The sequence below is a fragment of the Paraburkholderia sediminicola genome (assembly GCF_046027355.1).
In the GTDB taxonomy this organism is placed as follows: domain Bacteria; phylum Pseudomonadota; class Gammaproteobacteria; order Burkholderiales; family Burkholderiaceae; genus Paraburkholderia; species Paraburkholderia sediminicola_B.
Genome location: NZ_JAQQEK010000061.1, coordinates 1 through 23,309 on the forward strand (window position 1 = coordinate 1; position 23,309 = coordinate 23,309).

General features: G+C 61.4%; 22 protein-coding genes and 2 pseudogenes. 15 read left to right on the forward strand and 9 right to left on the reverse strand.

Annotation, left to right across the window (positions count from 1 at the left end):
* The first annotated feature begins 574 nt into the window (after positions 1 to 574).
* A complete protein-coding gene (locus tag PQR42_RS43855; RefSeq protein WP_408220861.1) occupies positions 575 to 2,209 on the forward strand; it encodes a methyl-accepting chemotaxis protein in 1,635 nt (544 codons plus the stop codon).
* A 205-nt stretch (positions 2,210 to 2,414) separates the two neighbouring features.
* Here the strand turns inward: PQR42_RS43855 and PQR42_RS43860 are convergent, their stop codons facing one another.
* Positions 2,415 to 2,633, reverse strand: coding sequence for an HlyD family efflux transporter periplasmic adaptor subunit (locus PQR42_RS43860; protein ID WP_408393165.1), 219 nt, complete (start codon positions 2,631 to 2,633; stop codon positions 2,415 to 2,417).
* 396 nt (positions 2,634 to 3,029) lie between these two features.
* Here PQR42_RS43860 and PQR42_RS43865 point away from each other — a divergent pair, with 396 nt between their 5' ends.
* The 6 genes from PQR42_RS43865 (at position 3,030) to PQR42_RS43890 (ending at position 9,238) form a co-directional block, all read left to right on the forward strand.
* Complete coding sequence (locus PQR42_RS43865; RefSeq protein ID WP_408220865.1) at positions 3,030 to 4,397, forward strand: MFS transporter; 1,368 nt, start codon at positions 3,030 to 3,032, stop codon at positions 4,395 to 4,397.
* 49 nt (positions 4,398 to 4,446) lie between these two features.
* Entirely contained in the window at positions 4,447 to 5,277 is an 831-nt protein-coding gene (locus tag PQR42_RS43870) for a phosphogluconate dehydrogenase C-terminal domain-containing protein (RefSeq protein ID WP_408220867.1), read from the forward strand.
* 48 nt (positions 5,278 to 5,325) lie between these two features.
* Complete coding sequence (locus PQR42_RS43875) at positions 5,326 to 6,567, forward strand: ribulose-bisphosphate carboxylase large subunit family protein (RefSeq protein WP_408220869.1); 1,242 nt, start codon at positions 5,326 to 5,328, stop codon at positions 6,565 to 6,567.
* The gene (gene oiaK, locus PQR42_RS43880; RefSeq protein WP_408393162.1) at positions 6,567 to 7,949 is read left to right on the forward strand and encodes a 3-oxo-isoapionate kinase OiaK; all 1,383 of its coding nucleotides are present in this window, start codon (positions 6,567 to 6,569) and stop codon (positions 7,947 to 7,949) included. Before PQR42_RS43875 ends, oiaK begins: the two co-directional genes overlap by 1 nt.
* An 81-nt stretch (positions 7,950 to 8,030) precedes the next feature.
* Entirely contained in the window at positions 8,031 to 8,738 is a 708-nt protein-coding gene (locus PQR42_RS43885; RefSeq protein WP_408220873.1) for a transcriptional regulator NanR, read from the forward strand.
* 248 nt (positions 8,739 to 8,986) lie between these two features.
* Complete coding sequence (locus PQR42_RS43890) at positions 8,987 to 9,238, forward strand: GlsB/YeaQ/YmgE family stress response membrane protein (RefSeq protein ID WP_408220875.1); 252 nt, start codon at positions 8,987 to 8,989, stop codon at positions 9,236 to 9,238.
* Between the two features lie 372 nt (positions 9,239 to 9,610).
* Here the strand turns inward: PQR42_RS43890 and PQR42_RS43895 are convergent, their stop codons facing one another.
* Entirely contained in the window at positions 9,611 to 9,910 is a 300-nt protein-coding gene (locus PQR42_RS43895; RefSeq protein WP_408393160.1) for a hypothetical protein, read from the reverse strand.
* Positions 9,911 to 10,102: 192 nt separating this feature from the next.
* Here PQR42_RS43895 and PQR42_RS43900 point away from each other — a divergent pair, with 192 nt between their 5' ends.
* On the forward strand, positions 10,103 to 11,221 hold the full coding sequence (locus PQR42_RS43900; RefSeq protein ID WP_408393157.1) for a porin: 1,119 nt from the start codon (positions 10,103 to 10,105) through the stop codon (positions 11,219 to 11,221).
* A gap of 89 nt (positions 11,222 to 11,310) precedes the next feature.
* On the opposite strand, the gene PQR42_RS43905 is transcribed toward PQR42_RS43900, so the two are convergent.
* The 5 genes from PQR42_RS43905 to PQR42_RS43925 form a co-directional block, all read right to left on the reverse strand.
* On the reverse strand, positions 11,311 to 11,997 hold the full coding sequence (locus tag PQR42_RS43905; RefSeq protein ID WP_408393155.1) for a GntR family transcriptional regulator: 687 nt from the start codon (positions 11,995 to 11,997) through the stop codon (positions 11,311 to 11,313).
* A gap of 162 nt (positions 11,998 to 12,159) precedes the next feature.
* Positions 12,160 to 13,773 carry a bifunctional 3-(3-hydroxy-phenyl)propionate/3-hydroxycinnamic acid hydroxylase MhpA gene (gene mhpA / locus PQR42_RS43910; protein ID WP_408393152.1) on the reverse strand — a complete coding sequence of 538 codons (1,614 nt, stop codon included), beginning with the start codon at positions 13,771 to 13,773 and terminating at the stop codon, positions 12,160 to 12,162.
* A 96-nt stretch (positions 13,774 to 13,869) separates the two neighbouring features.
* The gene (locus tag PQR42_RS43915; RefSeq protein WP_408393150.1) at positions 13,870 to 15,303 is read right to left on the reverse strand and encodes an aldehyde dehydrogenase family protein; all 1,434 of its coding nucleotides are present in this window, start codon (positions 15,301 to 15,303) and stop codon (positions 13,870 to 13,872) included.
* A gap of 64 nt (positions 15,304 to 15,367) precedes the next feature.
* Positions 15,368 to 15,931, reverse strand: a complete 564-nt coding sequence (locus PQR42_RS43920) for a VOC family protein (RefSeq protein WP_408220887.1) — start codon at positions 15,929 to 15,931, stop codon at positions 15,368 to 15,370.
* Between the two features lie 32 nt (positions 15,932 to 15,963).
* Positions 15,964 to 16,815, reverse strand: a complete 852-nt coding sequence (locus PQR42_RS43925; RefSeq protein ID WP_408393147.1) for a fumarylacetoacetate hydrolase family protein — start codon at positions 16,813 to 16,815, stop codon at positions 15,964 to 15,966.
* Between the two features lie 129 nt (positions 16,816 to 16,944).
* Between PQR42_RS43925 and PQR42_RS43930 the strand changes: the two genes are divergently transcribed.
* From PQR42_RS43930 to PQR42_RS43945, 4 genes are all read left to right on the forward strand, one after another.
* A complete protein-coding gene (locus PQR42_RS43930; RefSeq protein WP_408393144.1) occupies positions 16,945 to 17,526 on the forward strand; it encodes an amino acid synthesis family protein in 582 nt (193 codons plus the stop codon).
* A gap of 172 nt (positions 17,527 to 17,698) precedes the next feature.
* The gene (locus tag PQR42_RS43935) at positions 17,699 to 18,808 is read left to right on the forward strand and encodes an alcohol dehydrogenase catalytic domain-containing protein (RefSeq protein ID WP_408220893.1); all 1,110 of its coding nucleotides are present in this window, start codon (positions 17,699 to 17,701) and stop codon (positions 18,806 to 18,808) included.
* 81 nt (positions 18,809 to 18,889) lie between these two features.
* Entirely contained in the window at positions 18,890 to 19,429 is a 540-nt protein-coding gene (locus PQR42_RS43940) for a cupin domain-containing protein (RefSeq protein WP_408393141.1), read from the forward strand.
* A gap of 50 nt (positions 19,430 to 19,479) precedes the next feature.
* Positions 19,480 to 20,073: a malonic semialdehyde reductase gene (locus tag PQR42_RS43945; protein WP_408393138.1), complete on the forward strand. Its 594-nt coding sequence runs from the start codon at positions 19,480 to 19,482 to the stop codon at positions 20,071 to 20,073.
* A gap of 69 nt (positions 20,074 to 20,142) precedes the next feature.
* On the opposite strand, the gene PQR42_RS43950 is transcribed toward PQR42_RS43945, so the two are convergent.
* A complete protein-coding gene (locus PQR42_RS43950) occupies positions 20,143 to 21,093 on the reverse strand; it encodes a LysR family transcriptional regulator (RefSeq protein WP_408393135.1) in 951 nt (316 codons plus the stop codon).
* Between the two features lie 92 nt (positions 21,094 to 21,185).
* Positions 21,186 to 21,341 (reverse strand): hypothetical protein, encoded by a 156-nt coding sequence (locus tag PQR42_RS43955; protein WP_408393168.1) that lies wholly within the window; start codon positions 21,339 to 21,341, stop codon positions 21,186 to 21,188.
* On the opposite strand from PQR42_RS43955, the pseudogene PQR42_RS43960 reads away from it, so the two are divergent.
* The 3 genes and pseudogenes from PQR42_RS43960 to PQR42_RS43970 all read left to right on the forward strand — a co-directional run.
* Positions 21,288 to 21,923, forward strand: a pseudogene (locus PQR42_RS43960) (acyl-CoA dehydrogenase family protein); the annotation flags it as partial. The gene PQR42_RS43955 and the pseudogene PQR42_RS43960 sit on opposite strands and share 54 nt — an antisense overlap.
* Before the next feature lie 6 nt (positions 21,924 to 21,929).
* Complete coding sequence (locus PQR42_RS43965) at positions 21,930 to 23,168, forward strand: CaiB/BaiF CoA transferase family protein (protein WP_408393132.1); 1,239 nt, start codon at positions 21,930 to 21,932, stop codon at positions 23,166 to 23,168.
* A 15-nt stretch (positions 23,169 to 23,183) separates the two neighbouring features.
* Positions 23,184 to 23,309 (forward strand): annotated as a pseudogene (locus PQR42_RS43970) (electron transfer flavoprotein subunit beta/FixA family protein); the annotation flags it as partial.

Below are 23,309 nucleotides of genomic sequence, written 5' to 3' on the forward strand. Positions count from 1 at the left end.
CCGACACGGTCAACCCCTCCGTCGTCGCCAGCGCCGATCCCGCGCCACAGTGAAGCCTTTCAAACTTCGGTAAGGCCGACGGTGTAAATGACTGAATTGAGAATCGCTCGCCGGGGGACGGCGCCGGGTTTGGTCGCCTCCTTGAACTGGCCTTCGCTCCGGCGATGATGCACGACGTCGCAACGGCTGCTGAATGAGCGGCCAATACCCTGAATAAATCGACACGTTCTGTAAAAGTTTTTCGCATCGGTATGCTGATTAATGCGGCTTATGTAGGGTGCCTAATGATCCCGCTCGGCGGGCCAGAATTCGGGCGAACTAGCACGGACGAACCAGAAAATCTCGACCGGTGCATTTGACCAGGATTGCATGCCCGGTGACGCAATGTCGTGTTCGCTCAAATATCACCGCCCCCGCGAGTACGGCGTTCCAGGCAGTCAGGACATTCCCCCTTCCTGTGTTGTCCGGCGGGGAAGACGTGCCCAGTACCAACAGACTTCCTTGTTCAAGTGAGACTGCCCTTGCGAGCTGTCCGGATAGCAGAGTGTTATTCCATTAAAAACGGGAGTTCTCCATGTCGACGTCATCAGTACGTCTCAAGACGCGGCTCGGCTTAAGTTTCGCTGCACTTGGTTTGCTATGTGTGATCGTCGCAGCGGTTGGACTAAAGGGCATCGCCGATGCGAACACCCGGGCCGAAGGCTTCTATCAGCAGGGAGTTCTGCCCGCGCAATATCTCCAGAATGCTTTCCGTCTGCAATGCGTCCGGGCAATCCAGCTTCTCGAGGCGATGTCCATCGACGACGCTCAAGCGAGAAAGGAACGCTTTGACCTTATTGAAATCCTGAAACAGCCGGCGGATCGACAGTTCGAACTGTTCCGGCTCAGCAACAAGCCCGCCTCCACGCAGCCGCTTGCCGCGAAGTTCATCGAAGACAGGGCGCGGCTCGAGGAAGGCTTTACTGAAGCCGTGAGATTGGGCCGCAGTGGCGACATGGGATCCGCGGCTGCCGTAATGGCAAAAAATGTACGTCCATACGCAATATCGATGGGACGAGAAATCGATCAGCTCTCTGACGCCCTGAGTAAGGAGGCCGATGATTCGCGCCATCGCGACGACGTCGCTTACAGGCAGATTCTGGCGATCATGGCCGCTTTGATCGCGCTTGGCGGTTCGATGGCTTGTGCCTACGTGTGGCATCAGATGAGGCTGCTTGGACGCAGTCTCGACGGAGTTCAGGCGACACTCAACAGAACAAGTCGCACGCTCGATCTGACATGTCGTGCTCCTGTGGAGAGAATGGACGAAATCGGCTGTACGGCCTCGGCTTTCAACGATCTGATCGGGCGTTTCTCAGAGGCAATTTGTGCCGTCCTGGTGGCAGCGGAAACCGTTGGGATTGCAACAAGACAGATCGCGGCCGGCAATGCGGACCTTTCCTGCCGAACCGATGAGCAGGCTGCGTCTCTGGAAAAGGCCGCGGCCAGCATGACGCAACTGACGGAGACGGTCAAACAGGGTGCGGATAATGCCCAGCACGCAAAGCTCCTGGCGGCGAACGCGGCCAGCATGGCTGAAACGGGAGACGAAGCAGTTCGAGGTATGGTTGAAACGATCAGGGCAATCAACCACAGCTCAACCAGAATTTCCGAGATCACTGGGCTGATTGAGGGCATTGCCTTTCAGACGAATATTCTCGCGCTAAACGCCGCTGTCGAAGCGGCGCGGGCCGGCGAACAGGGCCGAGGTTTCGCGGTGGTCGCCAGCGAGGTGCGGGCACTTGCACATCGCTCCTCTTCAGCGGCTAAGGAGATCAAAGGCCTCATCGGATCGTCCACCGCCCTCGTGCAAGGGGGTACGCAGCAGGCCTCCGAGGTCAGCGGCACGATCGCACAGGTCAAACATGCCATCAGTCAGGTTTCGCAGATCGTCGGAGAGATTGCCGACGCGTCGACCGAACAAAGTCTCGGGATCGAGCAGGTCAATCAGGCGGTCGAGCAGATGGATATTCTCACTCAGCGTAATGCAGCACTCGTCGAGCAGGCGGCGGCCGCAGCGCAGTCGCTGGAAGAGCAGACGGGGAAGTTAAATCTGGCAGTTTGTGTGTTTGCGGTAGCGGACCAGACCACTTCCTCCGCGCAGGCAACTTCGACGGAAGAGGCGTCTGTGCGTGACACAGAACAAACGGTTCAACCCGGCATGAGCTAGCTCAACGGTCTACCGCCGATCTCCATCGACGATGGGGTACCGTTGCCGCGATAACCGCGGGACTGAAGAAAATTTGATGGCAGGCCGTTCGGCAAGGGTTTGCGTCATGGTCCCGGCAGACCGGCTTATCGCTTACGCTCATGATCGCGTGATTGAAATTGTGTCCTCGTGCGGTGGTAGCCAGGAGGTGGCTGAGAGCCACCGGTCAGTTAGCCGTAGCGCGCACAGGGAAACGTTTCAATCTTGACGGCCGCGATTTGCCCGGCCTTCGCAATCCAATGTCCTTGTTTTCGATGTTTGCTTCGACTTCGGCCACGTCGTCGGGAACGATCTCCATCAGCGATTGCGGTGTAGTCGCAACGCCGCCGACGGTGTGAATGACCAGTTGCTGGATGGTGCCGGCCACGGGTGCGGTCAGGCTCATCAGCGCTGCTCCGCGATGCCTTCCTGCAACTCGCGGGCGTGACTCTGCCAGGAGTCGGCAGCGATCCTTTATCGAACAGCTCTCACAGTCAAACTGGCTTGCCAGAGCGAAGTCGTGCGCAGTCAATCGTCCGGTTAGCCCTGCGTCGACTTTCCCCCCTTCATCCCGCGATTACGTCATCCGAAACGGCCGTTGCGCGAGCGGCACAGCCACATCGCTTTCGGCTTCGCCGCCTGCGTGATGAATGTCGAAACCGCTGTTTCAAGCCGGCACCTGCCTCGAAGCTCCAACTCAGTGTATCCACCGATATCTAGTGATTACGCCTCATGGTCTACTCATCACACCAGTAGAGAACTTAAAAAGTTCCACATCCATCCCACTGTTGGAGGAGGCGATATGCAAACGGCAGAGCTTGAGTCGGTCGAAAGGTCGGCTATCCGTAAGGTAGCGGTACGTCTGGTGCCCTTCGTGGCGCTGATGTTCTTCATCAACTTTCTTGACCGCACCGCGATCTCCTTTGCCGGCCCCAACGGGATGAGCAAAGATCTCGGCCTGACAGCCGCGCAATTCGGACTGGCGGCAGGTGTGTTCTTCGTCGGCTACATCGTCCTCGAAATCCCGAGCAACCTTGCACTGCACAAGTTCGGCGCGCGTCGTTGGCTCGCGCGGATCATGGTGACGTGGGGCATTGTCGCGCTGTTGTTCACCTGGGTGAGCAGCATCCCGGGCCTCTACACACTGCGTTTCATGCTGGGCGTTGCGGAAGCCGGCTTCTTTCCCGGGGCGATCCTCTTTCTGAGCACGTGGGTGCCCGCGCGACATCGCAGTCATATCCTCGCGCTGTTCTATCTCGCGCAGCCACTCACCATCGTGATCGGCGCGCCGGTCGCGGCCCTTCTGATTAACGCACACGGCGCGTTCGGCCTCGCGGGCTGGCGCATCATGTTCTTCGGCGTCGCGGTGCCGGCGATTCTGGTCGGCGTCATTGCGTGGTTTTATCTCGTGGACCGGCCGTCGCAGGCGAAGTGGCTCACGCCTGCCGAGCAGGACTGGCTGACCGGGACGCTCGCCGAAGAAGAGCAGGCAAAAATCGCGTCAGCTCAGCCACACACGCTGCGGCCCGGCGCCGCGCTGATGAGCGGCCGGGTCTGGATGTTCGCTCTGATGTACTTCGGATTGATCTACGGTCTCTACGCGCTGGCATTTTTTCTGCCGACGATCATCGGCGGCTTCGAAGCCCGCTTCGGCACCCATTTCAACGTGTTCCAGAAGGGCCTGATTACCGCGATCCCCTATCTGCCAGCAGCACTCGCGCTCTTTCTGTGGAGCCGTGATGCTACGAAGCGCGGGGTGAAGGCGTGGCATATCGGCATTCCGGCGCTGATCGGTGCCCTCAGCATCCCGCTCGCGCTCTACATGCGTTCGCCCACGACGAGTATCGCAGTCGTCACGATCACCGCCTGCGCGATCTTCGCCGCGCTGCCGAACTTCTGGGCGTTGCCCGCGCGTTTCCTGTCGGGCGCGGCAGCCGCCGCGGGCATCGCGCTGATCAACACGATCGGCAATCTGGCGGGTTTCATGGCCCCCTATATCACCGGCCTCGTCAAGGATGCGACCGGCTCCTACCAGGCGCCCATGTTCATCGTCGGAGCGTTCCTGCTGACCTCGTCGGTGCTGGCATTCGCGATTGGAACCAGTGCGCGTCAGCCGGTGAAGGACACGACCGTCCCCGTCGGGCTCCAGCCGCGATCCCATACCAAATAGCCGGTAGTCATACCCGTTTCACAGCACAGTTCACACTGGAGATATCGAAATGAATGAGAAAATTGCATTGTTCGGCGCCGGCGGAAAAATGGGCGTGCGCCTTTCTGGCAACCTCTTGAAGTCGGACTACCGAGTCGCGCACGTGGAGCCGGGTGCGACTGGGCAGAAGCGCCTGAAGGATGAATTGGGCATCGAATGCGTATCCGCCGATGCGGCGATCGACGGCGCCGACGTGGTGATTCTCGCCGTGCCCGACACGCTGATCGGCAAGCTCAGCCACGAAATCTCTCCTAAGCTGAAGCCCGGCACGATGGTCATGACGCTTGATGCCGCCGCGCCGTTCGCCGGGCATCTGCCGGATCGCAAGGATCTGACGTATTTCGTTGCCCACCCGTGTCATCCGCTGATTTTTAACGACGAAGCCGACTCGAACGCGCGCCGCGATTTCTTCGGCGGCGCATACGCCAAACAGTCGATCACGAGCGCGCTCATGCAGGGTCCCGAAGAAGCATTCGATCTCGGCGAAGAAGTCGCGAAGGTGATCTATCAGCCGATCCTGCGCTCGTATCGTTTGACGGTCGACCAGATGGCGATTCTCGAACCGGGCCTCTCCGAAACGGTCTGCGCAACGCTGCTCCAGGTGATGCGCGACGCGATGGACGAGACCGTCAAGCGCGGCGTGCCCGAACAGGCTGCGCGCGATTTCCTGCTCGGCCATATGAATATCCTCGGCGCGGTGATTTTCAACGAAATTCCCGGTGCATTCTCCGATGCATGCAACAAGGCGATCGAATTCGGAAAGCCGCGCCTGATGCGTGATGACTGGAAGAAGGTGTTCGATCGCGACGAGATCGCGGAAAGCATCCGGCGCATTACCTGAAGCGCGCCATCACCGCTTGACCGTGTCATTCGACAGAGGATCTCCATTGTGACCGAACGCATCCACGCCACTTACTGGCTCGAAACCGGAGTCGATCCGCAACTTGCCGCCGACGTGATCGCAGGCGAGCAATCGAGCGGCACCTTCATCGCTTTGCCCGGCGAAACACCGGAGTTGAAAGCGCGATCGGGCGCGCGGGTCGAAAGGCTCGACGTGCTCGATAAGGCCGACACGCCGAGCCTGCCGGGCGGCATCGAATCGAAGGTCTACACCCGATGTGCACTTGAACTGTCGTGGCCGATCGAGAACATGGGGCCGTCGTTGCCCAACCTGATGTCGACGATCGCGGGCAATCTCTTCGAATTGCGGCAGGTGTCGGGGTTGAGGCTGACGGGGCTCGCACTGCCGCCGTCGTTTGCCAAGGCGTATCCAGGGCCTGGGTTCGGCATCGAAGGCACGCGCAAGCTTGCCGGGGTCGAGCGGGGTCCGCTGATCGGCACGATCATCAAGCCGAGCGTCGGACTGTCGCCCGAGGAAACCGCGCAGCAGGTGCGCGAACTCGTCGCGGGTGGTATCGACTTCATCAAGGACGACGAGTTGCAAGGCGACGGCCCGCATTGTCCGTTCGATGAACGCGTGCGCGCCGTGATGCGCGTGGTCAACGAGAATGCCGATCGCACCGGCAAGAAGGCGATGGTCGCGTTCAACGTGACGGGCGACCTCGATCAGATGAAGCGGCGTCACGATCTCGTGCTCGCCGAAGGCGGAACCTGTGTGATGGCGGTGCTCAATTCGATCGGGCTCGTCGGCATGCACGAGTTGCGGCGTCACAGCCAGTTGCCGATTCATGCGCATCGCGCGGGCTGGGGGTACTTGTCGCGCAGCCCGGAACTGGGCTGGGACTACGCACCGTGGCAGATGCTCTGGCGTCTCGCGGGTGCGGATCACCTGCACGTGAATGGCCTGCGCAACAAGTTCAGCGAACCGGACGACAGCGTGATTGCGGCGGCCCGCTCGGTGCTCGCGCCGGTGATGCCCGATGCGCCGATGCCCGCGATGCCGGTATTCAGCTCCGGGCAGACCGGTCGTCAAGCGGCGGACACGTACGCGGCGATCGGTTGCGCGGACCTGATTCACACGGCGGGCGGTGGAATTTTCGGTCATCCGGATGGCGTCGCGGCAGGTGTCGAGGCGTTGCGCGAGGCGTGGGTGGCGGCGATCGAAGGCGTGCCACTCGAACGACAGGCCGAGCGCAATCCGGCGCTGCGAGCCGCCCTGGGATTCTGGTAATGAATGCGCCTACTTCGAACGATTGGCCCGCGGGGCTGCTGCTCGCCTACTACGGGGACGATTTCACCGGCTCAACCGATGCGATGGAAGCCATGGCCGCAGCGGGCGTGCCGACGCTGCTGTGTCTCGATAAGCCGACGCCCGAGCTGCTCGCACGCTTTCCCGGAGTTCGCTGCGTGGGCCTCGCGGGTTCGTCGCGCGGACGCGGCCCGCAGTGGATGAACGATGCGCTACCCGGCGCCTTCGCGAGTCTCGCCGCGCTCGGCGCGCCGATCCTGCAGTACAAGGTGTGCTCGACCTTCGACTCGTCGCCGGAGACCGGCTCGATCGGGCGCGCGATCGACATTGGCGTGAAGCACATGCGCGGCTCATGGTCGCCGATGATCGTCGGTGCGCCACGGCTGAAGCGCTATCAGGCGTTTGGCAATCTGTTCGCCACCGTCGACGGAGTGGGCTACCGGCTCGACCGCCATCCGACCATGTCACGCCACCCCGTGACGCCGATGAACGAAGCCGATCTGCGCGTCCATCTCGGCCGGCAGACGGCGCGGCGCATCGAGTTGATCGATATGGTGCAGTTGCGTAGTCTCGATGCAACCGCGAGGGTCCGGGCGCTTGGGGGCGACGATACGCCGGTGGTCATGATCGACGTACTCGACGAGGAAACGCTCGCGGCCGCAGGAAAGCTCGTCTGGGAGCAGCGAGGCGAGGGCGTGTTCAGCGCGTCGTCATCGGGATTGCAATATGCACTCGCCGCGCACTGGCGCGCGAGCGGCCTGCTGCCGGAAGCGCCCGGCCTGCCCACCGCCAGGCCGGTTGACGTCATAGCCGCGGTCAGTGGAAGTTGTTCACCGGTCACTGCTGGACAGATCCGCTGGGCACGCGCGAACGGCTTTCATGTCGAACGGCTCGATTTGCGCCGCGCCCTCGATAAACATGGGGGCGGTGCGGAAATCGACCGTGCCGTCGGCGTAGCGGTCGCGGCGATCGGACGTGGCCAGAGCATTGTCGTACACAGCGCCGAAGGACCTGACGATCCCGCCGTATTGGAGTTCAATGCCACGGCGGAAAGCGCCGGATTGACACGTCAGGACGCCGCGCGCCGCGTCGGCGCAGGGCTCGCGGAAGTGATGCGGCGCGTGCTTGACCAGGCGGAGCTGTCGCGCGTAGTCGTGGCAGGCGGGGACAGTTCGGGTGAGGTCGCGAGCGCCCTCGGCATCTCTGCGCTAAGCGTGATTGGGGGCCTCGCGCCGGGAGCGCCGCTTTGCCAGGCTTGGTCGGACCTGCCGCGGCGCGACGGGCTTGAGATTGTGTTGAAGGGAGGACAGATCGGCGAGGCCTCGTTCTTTGGCTCGGTGCGGGCGGGTGCGTCGCTCTCGTGAAGCGCCGTTGCCCGCATGCTTCCAACGTCAGGGAGAGACGTGGTAATGTCAGCACACCACTAATTGCCAGCAGATATCACCATGGCTGAAACCATTCAGCGCCGGAAGCTTTACCAGGAAGTACATGACCGCCTGATGGAACGCATTCGCTCGGGCGCAATTGCCCCCGGCGCTCAGCTACCGTCCGAGCGCGAATTGATGGAAATCTATGGCGTGGGACGTCCGGCTATCCGAGAAGCGCTGCAGACATTGGAGCGTTCCGGCATCGTTGAGATCGTGCACGGCGAGCGCGCGCGTGTTGTCGTCCCGACCGCCGAGCGGCTGATCGCGCAGATTGCCGGTGGCGCAATGCATCTGCTTCGCATACAACCCGATATGTTGGAGCATCTGAAGTCAGCGCGCCTGTTCCTTGAGACTGGAACGGCACGCATGGCGGCCGAAAACGCCAGCGAGGAAGACGTTGCGCGTCTGCAATTGAAGGTCGCACAACAGCGCGCCTCGATGGTCAATCTCGACCAGTTCATCGAGCGGGATATGGCGTTTCATCGAGAGATTGCCCACATCAGCGGCAATCCGATATTTCCGTCCATCGTCGAGTCGCTCTTTCGTTGGGCGAATGAGTATTACCGACCGCTCGTGCGTGCGCCGGGCGCCGAGGAACTTACCCTGGCCGAACATCAGCGGATTGTTGACGCCATCGGGCGCGGCGACGGCGATGGTGCCGCCGAGGCCATGCGTGCGCACCTGACCCGCGCGAACGAACTTTATAAAACATTGATTCACACTTGAGGCGAGCACGGTTCAACTCGAACTGAGCGGCGACGAACTTCCGAGAGCAACTGAACAGTTGCATGTGGTCGCCTCGAATCGGACAATTCCTATCGGACAGGCGTGTCGCAGCGGTGCTCGATGTGCGAGCCGACGAGCATATGGTGGCCGACTGCCGCATCTAGCGCGTATGCTCCGAAAAGCATCGCAGTGAAACAGTAGCCAGCAATAAAAGAAAACCGTAGCACTCACACTCTTGCGAGGTCGACATGCTTTCCTTCATTGGCACGGTGATTGTAGGGCTGGTCGTCGGATTGATTGCGCGGGCGGTGAAGCCCGGAGACGACAAGATGGGCCTCATTATGACCATCATCCTCGGCGTTGCCGGCTCGCTGATTGCGGGCTATGTCGGGCGTGCGCTGGGCTGGTATCAACCAGGCCAGGCGGCGGGTTGGGTCGCGTCGATAATTGGTGCGATCGTCCTGCTGGTCATTTACGGACTGGTGCGCCGGCGGAGTTAATCTGCGCGCGGTGACGCGCCCACGGTGGCGATAGAAAAGTGGCGCGCTCGCATGAAAGTGCGACCCGGTACCATCCAGCCGTTAGGCCAGTTTCATGGTGACGCTGATACGCGTCCTCCATTTTGGCAGTGGGCATTCGAGTCCCGGAAGAGGCTGTCACATCGTAAGCCGGAACTGCCGTTCGTCAGTTCGCATTGGCGTGCTCCCTTGGTTCTGATGATCGGAAAAAAAACAGTGCCGCGAATTGCCGGCATAACCGCGCTTCGCCTGGTACCTTTTCCTGGCTGACACACTGGTTGCCACCTCGATCAAACAAATCGCGGCGCGGTCGTTGTCAGCAGTCAGACGTCCTGTTGGCCTGCGAGCCCAGTGTTATCCCTTTATAGCCACCGTCAGCGGCTCCATATCGAGCATCGCTTTACCAGCGGCTTCTATCGCTGTGCATTCTCCGCCTCGAATTCCTCGAGCCGCCAGGCCGTGCCTCCTGCGCAACGTCTTGAGCGGCACGCAGGCATCGGCTCTCCTCAACAGGTCGATGCGTTGCTCTTCCGAAAGCCGTTTCTTCACGGCTGCGTCCCTCTCTGAAAAAACGGGCTTTATCTGAATCGCCGTGACCGGATTGATGGGGCACAGGTCAGAACACCGCTCCCGATTCGGGCTCTCGCGAGTCACGAAAAACTCCAATGCATACGCTCGACGCAAGCGTAAACACCAAGTTCTACAACTCTTCGCAAGCGCTAAACTTTGTGCATATTATGATTTATACGCACAAAAATAGAACAATACATGTGGCGGCAATTTGCGCATAAACCCGTAAGCCTGGACGGGTTTGCGAAGGGGTGTGTTTCTTTGACGGAGGAGAGGATGGTGAAGAAGGTCGTCATGGCCACAATTGCGTGCGCCGCATCCGGGGTTGGATTTGTTCCGGCCGTGCATGCACAAAGCAGCGTGACACTTTGGGGCCTGCTCGATGCAGGCATTTCGTACATTAGCAACACCGGCGGTCATTCGGCATGGAGGCTGGACGATGGCATCGCATTGCCGAACCTGCTGGGTTTTCGCGGTACAGAGGACCTCGGTGGCGACACCCGCGCGATTTTCCAGTTGGTCACGCAGTTCACTCTTCAAGGGAATCTCGTTGCACAGACAAGCAACGGTAGCGGGTCGGGGACCGGGCTGTTCGCCCGGAATGCCTGGGTTGGACTGGACAACACGCGGTACGGGAAACTCACCCTTGGCCGTCAGTACGACTTCATGGTCGATACGCTGTTCTCTGACGTCGGCGCGGATATGGCGATGTATGGCGGGGGCTTCTATGGGTTTCGCGATGGCCCGTTTGCAAAGCTGGGCATTCCAGATTCTGCGCCTAATGAGGCGTTCGATTTCGATCGTATGAACGGCGATACCCCGCTGAACAACTCGGTCAAGTACACGAGTCCGCTGTTGAGCGGATTTCGGTTCGGGGGGATGTATGCGTTCGGTGGCACGGCGGGAGATTTCCAGCAGAACAGCGCGGAGAGTTTCGGCGCGAGTTACAGCATCGGGTCTTTCGCCTTCGGTGCCGCGTACACCGACGTTCGCTATGCTTCGCTGCTCGGAAACAGCATTCGCAACTACGGACTGGGAGCGAAATATCGTGGCGACAAGTTGCTGCTGACCGCGTTATTCACTAACACGCGTAATACTCAAAACGGTGCTGTCGTGAATGCCGCGGAAGCAGGGGCCCTTTATCAGTTCACGCCGGCGTTCTCGACGAGTCTTTCGTACACGTATATGTGGGGCAATGACGTAGTTGATCGCAACCACGCACACCAATTCGGAGCCGTCGCGAAATACAGCTTGTCAAAGCGGACCGCAGTGTACCTGCAAACGGCTTATCAACTGACCAACACCGGGGCGAATGCCGCGATCAACGGGACGTTCGGTCCGTCGAGCGGCCGCTCGCAATTCATCGGGCGGGTCGGCATGCAGACGGTGTTCTGATTAACGGGTACCGGAGAGACGATGTGTCGTCTTGCCGGTATCCAGTCCTGCGAGCCCGGTGTTGACCGGCGTTCGCAGCTTCAGGCGTTTCATTCGACGGATGCCAACTGCCGATCCAACGCGGAAGCCACCCGCGTCAGCGTACCCTCGACATGCTTGCGCAAAAGCCGGCCGGCCTTTTCCTTCTCGCGCCCGATCGCGGCTTTCATCAGTGCCTCGTGTTCGTTGCTTTTGTGACGCTCTTCTTTCCGATGCAGCGCGGAATAGCGGCGGTAGCGCTCGGCACGGTCGAACAACGATGCCACCATGTTCGACAGCAGTACGCTCGGCGTGGCGGACAGCAAGGCCATGTGGTACGCCCGGTGCCGCTCGGACCAGTCGTCGTCCAGCGCCACCGGGCCGGTGCCGAGGCGTTTTTCGGCGAGGCTCAGGCGATGGAAGGCAGTCAGTACCGCGACCTCCCACTCCTCGTCGCCATGCTCGATCGAATCCATCAGCGCCTCGTGCTCGAGCAGCACGCGCAGACGCGTAATGTCCTTGAAGTCATCGACGCTGATCGGCGCAACCCAGAAGCCACGGTTTTCCGTGGCTTGCACGATGCCGTCCTGCGCGAGCCGGTTCAGCGCTTCGCGAATGGGCGAACTGCTGAGTCCGTAGGCCTTTGAAAGGCTTTCGACTTTCAGGCGCGTGCCCGGCTCGAGTTCGCAGCGGATGATCGCCGTTTTCATCTGTGCGAACGCGACGTCGATGAGCGGGGCACCGTTGGTAGCAGACATCGAGTCCATGGCGTGAGGAACCGAGTGGATTGTAAATAGGGTAATTTTATGCGCAAAATCTCTCTATATGCAAGATTTCGATTCTGGAGTGATTCTGGAGCGCGAAAACAGCAAGGCGCGGGGTTTGCCGTCACCCCGCGCCGCCGTGCTTCATGCCTCTGTTCAGTTGCTGGCGACGGGGTCCTTGCGTTCCTGCGGGCTAGCTGCAGAGAGTGCCGTGACGAGCTCCTGGATCAGCGCGAATGCCTCCCCGGGCTTCTGGCCCGCCCCGTACACATAGTGATCGGGGCGGGCGATCGCGACGCTGCAATCGTGCTGTCGTAGCCAATTGACCAGCACGCCGCTGACATCGTGGTACGCGTACGGCGGTGCATCCTGTGCAAGCGGCTCGGAACCGATCAGCACGAGTTCGACCGGCAAATGCCGCAGTCGCTCACATTCGCTCACGACCCGCGCCACGGTTGCGGCTTCCGCGTCGGCGCTAATGACGACCCGGAACGTTGGCCCGGTCACCTCGTCGAGCAAACGTTCGTCGCCGTTGGCCGCTTTGACGCGCGGCTGGGGGAACAACTGGCCGCGCGGCCCATGATGGGACGCCGACAGGAAACCGGCCTTCAGCCCCGGAATGAGCGATTGCCGCACGGTTCCCTGCGGATTGGCCGCCAGTTCCGCGAGCAGGCGCTCGTCCCGCCGGCTCGCAGCGACAGGGTCGCGTTCGCAGATCAGCTTGCCGAGTTCCTTGGTGACGAGCGTGGTTTGCCTGACGTGCGGCGCGCGCTCGGCCTCATAGGTATCGAGCAGCGAGGCGGCCGCCGTGCGTCGCTTGACCATCGCCAGTTTCCAGATCAGGTTGGACGCGTCGCGAATGCCCTGGCACATGCCTTGGGCCAGGAAGGGCGGTGTCATGTGCGCCGCGTCGCCCAGGAAAAATATCCGGTCCGCTCGCCATGATCGAAGCACGAGCGCGTGGAAGCGGTAGGAGGACGCCCGCCAGATCTCGTACTCGTCGTCGTCGAGCCAGCGCGAAATGAGCTTGCGGACGAACTCCGGCTGCGACACTTGCTCCGGCGTTTCGTCCGGATTGATCATGAACTCCCAGCGACGGCACCGGTCGGGCCCGACGACGAAGGTGGATGGACGCTCGACTTCGCAATATTGCACGTTGGTGGTCGGCAGGTTGCCGCCGCATCCTTCGTTGAGGATGACGTCGACGACCAGCCAGGGTTCGTCGAAATCGAGATCCTCCATGTCGAGTCCGAGCCGGGTGCGGATCGCGCTCGTCCCGCCATCGCACGCGAGCACGTAGCTGGACCGATAGGTCCGCTGCTCTCCGGACGCATGCGTGACCGTCACCGACGCGCTGTCCTCACTGGACGCGACCGCGGTCGCTTCCACGCCGAGCTCGACAGTCACGGACGGGAAGCGGGTGAGATTCTCGCGCAGCGTGCCCTCGATCTGCGGCTGCATGAACACGTAATTGGGCGCCCAGCCGAGCTGGAACGGCGGATGCGCCGCGTCGATCCGGCGGATCACGCTTGCGCCGGTGGTGCGATATTCCGAGGGACGATAGGGCATGACGTACGGGGCAATCTTCTCGCCAATGCCGAGATTGCCGAAGATCCGCATGGCTTCCTGGTCGAAACCCATCGCACGCGGCTTGTCGTAAATGGCATTGGCCTTGTCCAGGACCAGCGTGCGCAATCCTGCCTGACCGGCCAGATTGGCGGCCACTGCTCCAACCGGCCCCAGGCCGACAATTACCAGATCAAAATCCACAGCTCCTCCCTATTTGAATTCGATCCGCCCGGCGCGCCGCGCGTGCGTGCTCGCCCGGCGGTGGCGCTCGAAATCGAGACCGGCGCCTTATCATTCCTAGTATGCCTTCGTGTATGACGTCTTGACGGTCGTGAAGAACTCCACGGCGTAAGTGCCTTGTTCGCGCGACCCGTAGCTCGACGACTTCGTGCCACCGAACGGCACGTGATAGTCGACCCCGGCGGTCGGCACGTTGACCATCGTCATCCCGCTGCGCACGTGTCGCTTGAAATGGCTGGCGTATTTGAGCGAGGTCGTGCAGATGCCGGCCGAGAGTCCGAATTCGCTGTCGTTGGCGACCGCGAGCGCTTCGTCGTAGGTGTCCACCGGAATCGCACAGGCAACCGGTCCGAAAATCTCCTCGCGCGCAATGCGCATTTTCGGGGACGCGTCGGCGAACAACGCCGGCGACAGGAAGTAGCCGCGCGTGCTTCTATCGAGGCGCTCGCCGCCGCAGACGAGCGTTGCGCCCTCGTTCTTGCCGATGCTCACGTACGCTTCGTCCTGTCTGAGCTGTGCGTCGTCCACCACAGGCCCGATATGCGTGTCCGGATCCAGCGCATGGCCGACGCGCAGGCGTTCCAGCGCGTCGGCGAGCCGTGAGACGAAGCGCGCATAAATATCCTTCTGGACGATAAAACGCGACGCCGCCGTGCAGCGTTGCCCCGTCGAGTAGTAGGCGCCTTGTATCGCGCAGTCCACCGCCACGTCGAGGTCCGCGTCGTCGAGGATCACGAGTGGATTCTTGCCGCCCATCTCGAGCTGGAGCCGCTTGAATTGACGCGCTCCCTGCTGCAGCAGACGCCGGCCGGTTTCGAGCGAGCCCGTGAATGAAATCGCATTCACTTCCGGTGATGTCGCCATCGTCTCGCCGACGACACTGCCGCGTCCCATGACGAGATTGAACACGCCCCGGGGGATGCCGCTGCGGTGGATGATGTCTGCAAGCGCCCACGCGGAACCCGGCACGAGATCCGCCGGTTTGAACACCACGCTGTTGCCATACGCCAGGGCAGGGGCGATCTTCCATGCCGGAATGGCGATCGGAAAGTTCCACGGGGTGATGACGCCCACGACGCCGACGGGCTCACGCGTGATTTCGACGTCGACGAGCGGGCGCACCGACGGCAGCTTTTCACCGCCTGTGCGCACGGCCGCCGCCGCAAAGAACTTGAAGATCTGGCCGGCTCTCGCGACTTCCGCAATTCCTTCGGCGAGGATCTTGCCTTCCTCGCGGGACAGCAGGGCTCCGAGTTCGGTCTGTCTCGCCAGCAACTCAGTACCGATGCAATCCAGCGCGGTTGACCTCGCCTGGATCCCGCTGTCTCGCCACGTCCGCTGCGCGTCGCAGGCCGCATCGATTGCCGTGCGTGTCTGTTCGGCGTCTGCGTGCGCGTACTCGCCCACCACGTCATCGGTGTCGGACGGATTGATGTTCCGGCGGGAAGTGGCGCCCGCGCACCATTCCCCACCAATCAGATTGCACTTCATGACCTGTGATCTCCTGCATTCGCCGCGTGACGCGCGCCCATCCGCGCGCCGCGCATTGACATGTTTATTCGTCGAATGCCGTTCGCTGCGTAGCGATTCGCTCGCGCATTTCCTGAATCCAGGCGTCGCGGGTCAGAAACCCGGGGCGACGCCGGCACATTTCCTCGGTGTGCTTGATGATTGCTTCGACAGGCAGGTCGAGATCGAGCGGCTCCCGGCACGGTTGCGCCGTGAAGTACGGGCTGTCGACATACAGCTCGAGCGGATTGCCTTCGGGATCCTTGAAATACATCGACCAGGCGTTGCCGTGGTCGACCTGATCGATGTTTTGCACGCCGGCACGCTTAGCGCGGGCGTAGTACGCCTGCAGGTCGGCCAGCGAGTCCAGCAGAAACGACAGCTGGTTGACCGGATTGAACGGCAGGTCGGTCGGTTTGCCATCGAACAGAACCAGCTGGTGATGAATTTCCGGGTCTTGCGTCATGAAATACAGTTTGTGCCCCGTCGACGCGACGCCCTTATCGCTGACGACGAATCCCAACGCCTTGCGGTAGTAAGCCACCATCATTTCCAGGTCACTGCAGAAGATCCCACAGTGGGTGAACTGAATTTTCGGTAGTGCTGCCATGACTGTCTCCTGATTCGTTTTTAGAGTATCGCTTAGGCTTCGTCGGCGACCGGGTTCGACATGGTTCCGACGCCGGGAATGACGACCTCGAACGTGTCGCCCGGCTTCAGAAAGACCGGCGGTTGACGCTTGAAGCCGATTCCGCTGGGCGTGCCGGTTGCCAGGATGTCACCGGGCTGCCAGTCGAGCGCCTGCGAGACATACGAGATCAGCGACGGGATATCGAAAGCGAGTTCGGACAGCTTGCCCGTTTGCAAGCGTTCGCCATTGAGCAGCCCGTGGATGGCGAGTTCGCGGTAGTCCGGAATCTCGTCGGCTGTGACGAGCCATGGGCCGAGTGCGCCCGTGCCACGGAAATTCTTGCCCATGCCGTACTGATGTGTGTGGAATTGCCAGTCCCGTACGCTTGCGTCGTTGAAACAGGTATAGCCCGCGACGTGACTCATCGCGTCCTCGGGTGCGATATGCGCGCCGCCCCGTCCGATGACCACCGCCAGTTCCGCCTCGAAATCGAAGTTATCCGACACCTTGGGCCGGACCAGGGGTGCGCCGTGAGGCAGCAACGTCTCCGCGTAACGATGAAAGATGACCGGATATTTGCCGACCGTGCGCCCGGCTTCCGCCGCATGGGCGACGTAGTTGATGCCGACGCAGATGATCTTGTTCGGCCGCGGAATGACCGGTTCGAGTTCGACCTGGGTCAACTCGAAATCCTCCGGAGCCGCTGAGACGAGTCGTCGGGCTTCGTCCAGCGCCACGTCGTCCGCGATCAGCGACGCGAGATCCGCGATTTGCGGAAGACGCGCGGCCAGATCGACGATTCCCTGTTCCTTCACGGCGCCGAAGCCCGGTTTGCCGTCACGGCGATATGACACGAGTTTCATTGTTTCTCCATTTGTGGGCACAAAACATGTTTTTATGCATATTACACCGAGATCGATATAATGCAAGCACGGGTGCACGAACCGGCACCCGGCCTGAATAGATCTGAACAATTTCCGTGGAGCACCAGGATGTCACTAGTCAAGGTAAGGAAGATCAAGCTGGATCTGGAAGAAGTCTGGCACGAGGGCGGGGAGAGGCTGCGCGAGCCGCTGTGGATCGCCGTCGCGACCGCTATCGTCGCGAATCCGTACGCGGGGCGCTATGAGCACGACTTGCTGCCGTTCATGCGGGACCTTCGGGAATTGGGAGCCGATCTCTCGTCGCGGCTCGTGGCGCAATTGGGCGGTATCGGCAAGGTCGAGGCCTACGGCAAGGGGGCGATCGTCGGCGAAGATGGCGAACTGGAGCACGGCGCCGTGTGGCACGAGGCGGGCGGCTGGGCCATGCGGGAAACCCTGGGTAGCCCGAAAGCCATCGTGCCGTCCGCCAAGACGATCGGCGGCATGGGGACGCGGCTAATGGTTCCCCTTGGCCATATCCAGGCATCGTATGTCCGCAGCCACTTCGGGACGTGCGAAGTCACCGTCTGGGACGGGCCGAGACGCAACGAGATCGCGTTCGCGCTGGCCATGGCGACGGGTGGACGTGTTCACGCGCGGTTGGGTGGACTCGCCGCCTCGGAGATCAAGGGACTTGACGGTCTGCGATAGGCCAGGTGCAAAAAATTTATTTTATGCACAAAAATTGGTATCATGCATTTCAGTGGCGTTGCTATCCGTCACCGGCAATGAGCAACCGGCGGCGGGTGACTCGGCCCGCGAGCGTTCCGCAAGGTGCGGGCGTTCAATCCGACAACACAAGATTGATAGATAGGAGACAAACATGGCGAAGATGATGCGGGCAGCGCGCATGCACGACGTGGGCCAGCCGATGGTGGTCGAGGAAATTCCGGTGCCGTCGCCTCGCCCCACCGATGTGCTCGTGAAGGTCAAGGCGTGCGGCATCGTGCCCAATCTCGGCAATGTTTTGAGCAACTGGCAGACGTGGTTTCCTCATCTTCCGCTGCCGAAATTGCCGGCGATCTTCGGCCTCGATGCGACCGGCGTCATCGAGGAGGTGGGCAGCCAGGTCCACGCATTCAACGTGGGCGATCGCGTGTACGTCAATCCTGCCCGACACTGCGGCGGATGCCGCGCTTGCCGCTCGGGCGACACGACGGCCTGCCCGTACTACACGTTCAACGGGTATTTCGGATTCAGCAAGAAGTCGCAAGTCATCTATGACGACTATCCGTACGGTGGTTTGTGCGAGTACATGACCGCCCCTCAGTACAGTCTGGTAAAGATTCCAGACAACCTGAGTCATGAGACCGCCGCACGCTTCGGCTACCTGGGCACCGCCTATCGCGCGTTGCTGAAGGCGGAAGTGGGGCCGAGCAGCACGATTCTCGTCAACGGCATTAGTGGAACGCTCGGGATCGGCGTGGCGCTGTTCGGACTGGCGATGGGGGCGAGGAAAATTCTCGGGACCGCGCGTAACAAGGAGCTATTGCAACGCGTGAAGGCGATCGCGCCGGACCGGATCGAAGTTCTCGCGCTGGGGGACGAGCCGGTCAGCGAATGGACCTCGCGGGTCACACGCGGCGAAGGCGTCGATGCGGTGATCGACGCGCTCGGGCCGGGGGCGCCGAGCGAAACGCTGGTGGACTCGGTGAAAACGCTGCGTCGTGGCGGCCACCTGATCAATATCGGCGCGGTCGCGGGCGAAGTTCCGATCAACTTGCACTACATGATGGACAACGACCAGGGGTTGAGCGGCTCCGCGTGGTTCACTGCGGGGCAGGGCCAGGAAATGGCCGACATGGTCGAGTCGGGCGTAGTCGATCTGTCGGTCTTCGACCATTGCGTCTTCAAACTCGAGGATATCAACGTCGCGATCGGCGGCATCGAGAACCGCAACGGCGGCTTCAGTAACTACGTGATCTGCCCCTGAGCCATGCCGATGGTGCTCCGTCGATGCGCCGGTGACGGAGTGCCTTCGGAGCGATTTCACCTTCTCGCATGGAGCACTGTCATGCAGATCAGACGCGTTGTAACCGGCCGTGACCCTCACGGCCGATCCATCCTACTTTCAGATAGCCCGACGCCACGGACTGTCTCGTTTGAGTCGATCCCAGGGCATGCGTTCGCGCAGGTCTGGACGACTCCGCCGTCGCCTTCGCTGGCGGCGCCTCACACCGATCCGACCGGAGGCCAGCCCGATCTGATTCCTCAGGCCGGCGGAACCAGCCTGCTGATCGTGACATTCCCGCCCGACCACGTGATGTTGTCGCCGCGCTTCGATCCCGCCGCAGCGGGCGCGGAGTGCATGACGCATATGCCGGATCTGGCGCGGACGTTCGAGCCGCAAAGCGCTGGCATGCACACGACCGACACCGTCGACTACGCAATCGTTCTCACGGGCGAGATCTGGCTGGAGGTCGACGATGGACAGGAAACCCGGTTGTGTCCGACGGACGTTGTCGTGCAGAACGGGACGCGGCATGCGTGGGGCAACAAGAGCGACGTGCCGGCGACAGTCGCGTTTTTCATGGTCGGAGCGACGCGCGCGTAGGCAAGGGACATGACGATCCCAATAGCAATGTATTTCGAGGAGACCGATAGATGAACGAGCCGCTCGACAGCCGCGCCCGCCGACAACTTTTCATGGACGCGCGCAGCCAGAATGCCTGGCTTTCGAATCCAGTGCCGGATGAGCTTCTTCGCGAGTTGTACGAGCTGACCCGGTGGGGGCCGACAAGCATGAACTGCTCGCCGATGCGCATCGTGTTCGTGCGCTCGGCAACTGCTCGCGAACGGCTGTTGCCTGCCGTTTCGCCGGGAAATGTCGAGAAGGTGCGCACGGCGCCGGTCGTCGCGATCGTCGCGCAGGACATGCGGTTCTACGAGCAGCTTCCGAAGCTGTTTCCACATCGTCCCGATGCGGGCAGGATTTTCCGCGAGCAACCCAAGGTCGCCGACGACACGTGCTTTCGCAACAGCTCGCTGCAAGGCGGCTATTTCATCCTGGCAGCGCGTGGGCTTGGCCTCGATTGCGGGCCGCTGTCGGGCTTCGACGCAGGATCGGTCGATCGACTCTTTTTCGAGGGCACTTCATTGCGCGTGAATTTTCTGTGCTGTCTCGGATACGGCGATCCGGCTGGGCTGTTTCCCCGCAGCCCTCGGCTCGAATTCGACGAAGCCTGCGAGATTCTTTAGGGGAGAACGCAGGCCGCCAATCTGAAACAGGCGGTCTCCGCGTTCGGATTGACTGGCGCGCACACCTAACTAACGTGCGGATGATGCGGACGCTGGATTTAGCGTCCGCCCCTGCTGCCTGGCCGGCGCTCTGTATTGCCGCGCCTGGGCGTCGATCCAGTCGCGAAACGCGGCCAGCACCAGGTTCTCGGCTTTCGCTTCTGGATAGATCAGATAATAAGCCTTGTCACTCTGATGCTCGTAGCGGCAAACCTGCACGAGCGTGCCGCGCGCGAGTTCATCCTCCACGAGCAAGCGCGGAATCAGCGCGATACCCACGCCTGCGGACGCCGCTTCGGCAAGCATCGAGAACAGTTCGTAGCGCGGCCCGGACATGTCGCCTTCGACTTCAAGCCCTTGCGCGGTGAACCATTCGCGCCATGCGTAGGGTCGTGTGCCTTGTTGCAGCAGGCGATAGCGCCGCCAGTCCGCCTGGGCCAGCCTGGTTCGTGGCGCAACGAGCCTCGGACTGGCAACGGCAATCAGGCTCTCGTGCATCAGTAGCACACCGTGAGTGCCCGGCCACGGTGCCGGGCCCACGTGAAGCGCCGCATCGAAGCCGGTATCGTCGAACAGGAACGGACGCGTCTTGGCCGTCAGATTGACCGTAATGTCGGGATGTTCGCCGATGAACGCGGGCATGCGCGGCAATAACCATTTGGTGGCGAACGTGGGCACGACGGCCAGCTCGAGCGTGCCACCCTGGCCGCCCTTCGCCATCACCTCCAATGCGTCGTATTCGATCTCGTCGAGCCGGGACGCAACCCGCCTGCTATAGGCAGTGCCCGCGTCGGTCAACGCGACGCCGCGGCGGGTGCGTCGAAACAGTTTCACCCCGAGAAATTCCTCGAGTGTGCCGATCTGTCGGCAAATCGCGCTTTGCGTGACGGCGAGCTCGTCAGCCGCCTTCGTGAAGCTTTGATGGCGTGCCGCGGATTCGAATGCGGACAGCGCGGTGGTGGAGGGGATCTTGCGGCGCATGATCTGGAACGTGTCTCGATGGTCGTCGTGTCAACGAGTGACATTTTCGCACATGCTGGTGCGAACAAATCGTTTGTGCGAGCAGCGTGTCTTCAATAAAGTTTCCGCACGACATCTCTTTCGGTGATCAACAGATGAGTAATCAGCACAAATTGATCGCGTTTCAGTGGGACGATCCGTTGCTTCTGGAACACCAGCTTGATGACGGAGAGCTGATTGGCTGCTTCGGACTGACGGAGCCGGATCACGGTTCGGATCCGGGCAGCATGGCGACGCGCGCAAGGATGGTCGATGGCGGCTATCAGCTGACCGGTAGCAAGATGCGGATCACCAATAGTCCGATCGCCGATATGTTTGTCGTCTGGGCGAAGGACGATGAAGGCGCGATCCGGGGCTTCGTACTGGAGAAAGGGTGGAAGGGGCTGTCGGCGCCGGCGATTCACGGCAAGGTCGGCCTGCGGGCTTCGATCACGGGTGAAATCGTGATGGATGAGGTGTTTTGTCCGGAAGAAAATGCATTTCCCGACGTCCGTGGTCTGAAAGGGCCGTTCACCGGCCTGAATAGCGCGCGGTACGGCATCGGATGGGGCGCGCTAGGCGCTGCCGAGGATTGCTGGCACCGGGCGAGGCAGTACGTCCTCGATCGCCATCAGTTCGGCCGGCCGCTTGCAGCGAATCAACGGGTTCAGAAAAAACTGGCCGACATGCAAACAGAAATTGTGCTTGGATTGCAGGGGTGTCTGCGACTCGGGCGGATGAAGGACGAGGGCACGCACGATGTCCACGCGCTGATTCTCGGCCGCGCGATCACCGGCATCGCGGCATTCTGATCCGCTATGGAAACTACCACAGAGAAAAGCGCCCTTGCCGGTCTGCGTGTACTCGACCTCTCGCGCGTCCTGGCCGGTCCGTGGGCGGGGCAGTTGCTCGCCGATCTCGGCGCGGACGTCGTCAAGGTCGAACGGCTGGGCGTCGGCGATGACACGCGAACGTGGGGGCCACCCTGGCTTCAGGACGACAGCGGAGAACCGACGGATGAGTCGGCCTATTACCTGAGCGCCAACCGGAACAAGCGGTCGGTGACGGTCGATCTGGGCCGGCCCGAAGGCCAGCATCTTGTCCGGCAATTGGCGAGCAAGGCGGACATCGTGCTCGAGAACTTCAAGGTCGGCGGTCTCGCGCAATACGGCCTCGACTACGCAAGCCTGAAAGCGGCCAATCCGCATCTCATCTATTGCTCCATCACCGGTTTTGGGCAGACCGGACCGTATGCGCCGCGCGCGGGATACGACTTCCTGATTCAGGGCATGGGCGGGCTGATGAGCGTGACGGGTCGTGCCGACGGCACTGAAGGGGAGGGTCCGGTCAAGGTCGGCGTTGCACTGACTGACGTCATGACCGGGCTCTACGCGACGGTTGCCGTGCTGGCGGCGCTCGCGCATCGAGACCGGACCGGTCAGGGGCAGCACATCGATCTCGCGCTGCTGGACGTGCAGATCGCGACCCTCGCGAACCAGGCCGCCAATTATCTGGTTGGGGGCGTTGTCCCGCAACGTATGGGTAATGCACATCCCAACATCGTGCCGTATCAGGATTTTCCCACGGCCGACGGTCACATGATCATCGCAGTCGGCAACGACGGACAGTTCGCCAACTTGTGCGCGGTCCTCGGGCAAGTGCAATGGTCGACCGACCTGCGTTTCGCGACCAATCCGCAGCGAGTGAAACACCGCGACGAGTTGATTGCCTTGATTCGCGAGATGACCGTGTCCCGTCCCACGGATGAGTGGGTCGCGGTCATGGAAAAAGCCGGCGTGCCTTGCGGGCCGATCAACCGGCTCGACAAGGTGTTTGCCGACCCACATGTAGAGGCGCGCGGAATGCGCATCGAGATGCCGCATCCGTTGGCGGGAAAGGTGCCGTTGGTCGCCAATCCGATTCGTATGTCGGAGACCCCTGTTCAGTACCGTCAATCGCCACCGGCGCTCGGCGCGCACACCGACGAGGTACTCGACGCATGGCTGGGATTGAGCGGCGACGACGTCGCCATGCTGCATCGACAAGGAATCGTGTGACGGAGTGAAATGATCATGAAGGTATTGGTAGCGGTGAAACGGGTGGTCGATTACAACGTGAAAGTTCGAGTCAAGTCGGACGGCACGGGTGTGGACATCGCGAACGTGAAGATGTCGATGAATCCGTTCGATGAAATCGCG

Coding starts and splice junctions, on each gene's coding strand:
- PQR42_RS43945 (WP_408393138.1), top strand. CDS start 19,480: ATGAACGAGCCGCTCGACAGCCGCGCCCGCCGACAACTTTTCATGGAC.
- PQR42_RS43885 (WP_408220873.1), top strand. CDS start 8,031: ATGGCTGAAACCATTCAGCGCCGGAAGCTTTACCAGGAAGTACATGAC.
- PQR42_RS43930 (WP_408393144.1), top strand. CDS start 16,945: ATGTCACTAGTCAAGGTAAGGAAGATCAAGCTGGATCTGGAAGAAGTC.
- PQR42_RS43915 (WP_408393150.1), bottom strand. CDS start 15,303: ATGAAGTGCAATCTGATTGGTGGGGAATGGTGCGCGGGCGCCACTTCC.
- oiaK (WP_408393162.1), top strand. CDS start 6,567: ATGAATGCGCCTACTTCGAACGATTGGCCCGCGGGGCTGCTGCTCGCC.
- PQR42_RS43900 (WP_408393157.1), top strand. CDS start 10,103: ATGGTGAAGAAGGTCGTCATGGCCACAATTGCGTGCGCCGCATCCGGG.
- PQR42_RS43870 (WP_408220867.1), top strand. CDS start 4,447: ATGAATGAGAAAATTGCATTGTTCGGCGCCGGCGGAAAAATGGGCGTG.
- PQR42_RS43965 (WP_408393132.1), top strand. CDS start 21,930: ATGGAAACTACCACAGAGAAAAGCGCCCTTGCCGGTCTGCGTGTACTC.
- PQR42_RS43935 (WP_408220893.1), top strand. CDS start 17,699: ATGGCGAAGATGATGCGGGCAGCGCGCATGCACGACGTGGGCCAGCCG.
- PQR42_RS43950 (WP_408393135.1), bottom strand. CDS start 21,093: ATGCGCCGCAAGATCCCCTCCACCACCGCGCTGTCCGCATTCGAATCC.
- PQR42_RS43940 (WP_408393141.1), top strand. CDS start 18,890: ATGCAGATCAGACGCGTTGTAACCGGCCGTGACCCTCACGGCCGATCC.
- PQR42_RS43905 (WP_408393155.1), bottom strand. CDS start 11,997: ATGTCTGCTACCAACGGTGCCCCGCTCATCGACGTCGCGTTCGCACAG.
- PQR42_RS43925 (WP_408393147.1), bottom strand. CDS start 16,815: ATGAAACTCGTGTCATATCGCCGTGACGGCAAACCGGGCTTCGGCGCC.
- PQR42_RS43855 (WP_408220861.1), top strand. CDS start 575: ATGTCGACGTCATCAGTACGTCTCAAGACGCGGCTCGGCTTAAGTTTC.
- PQR42_RS43890 (WP_408220875.1), top strand. CDS start 8,987: ATGCTTTCCTTCATTGGCACGGTGATTGTAGGGCTGGTCGTCGGATTG.
- PQR42_RS43865 (WP_408220865.1), top strand. CDS start 3,030: ATGCAAACGGCAGAGCTTGAGTCGGTCGAAAGGTCGGCTATCCGTAAG.
- PQR42_RS43920 (WP_408220887.1), bottom strand. CDS start 15,931: ATGGCAGCACTACCGAAAATTCAGTTCACCCACTGTGGGATCTTCTGC.
- PQR42_RS43860 (WP_408393165.1), bottom strand. CDS start 2,633: ATGAGCCTGACCGCACCCGTGGCCGGCACCATCCAGCAACTGGTCATT.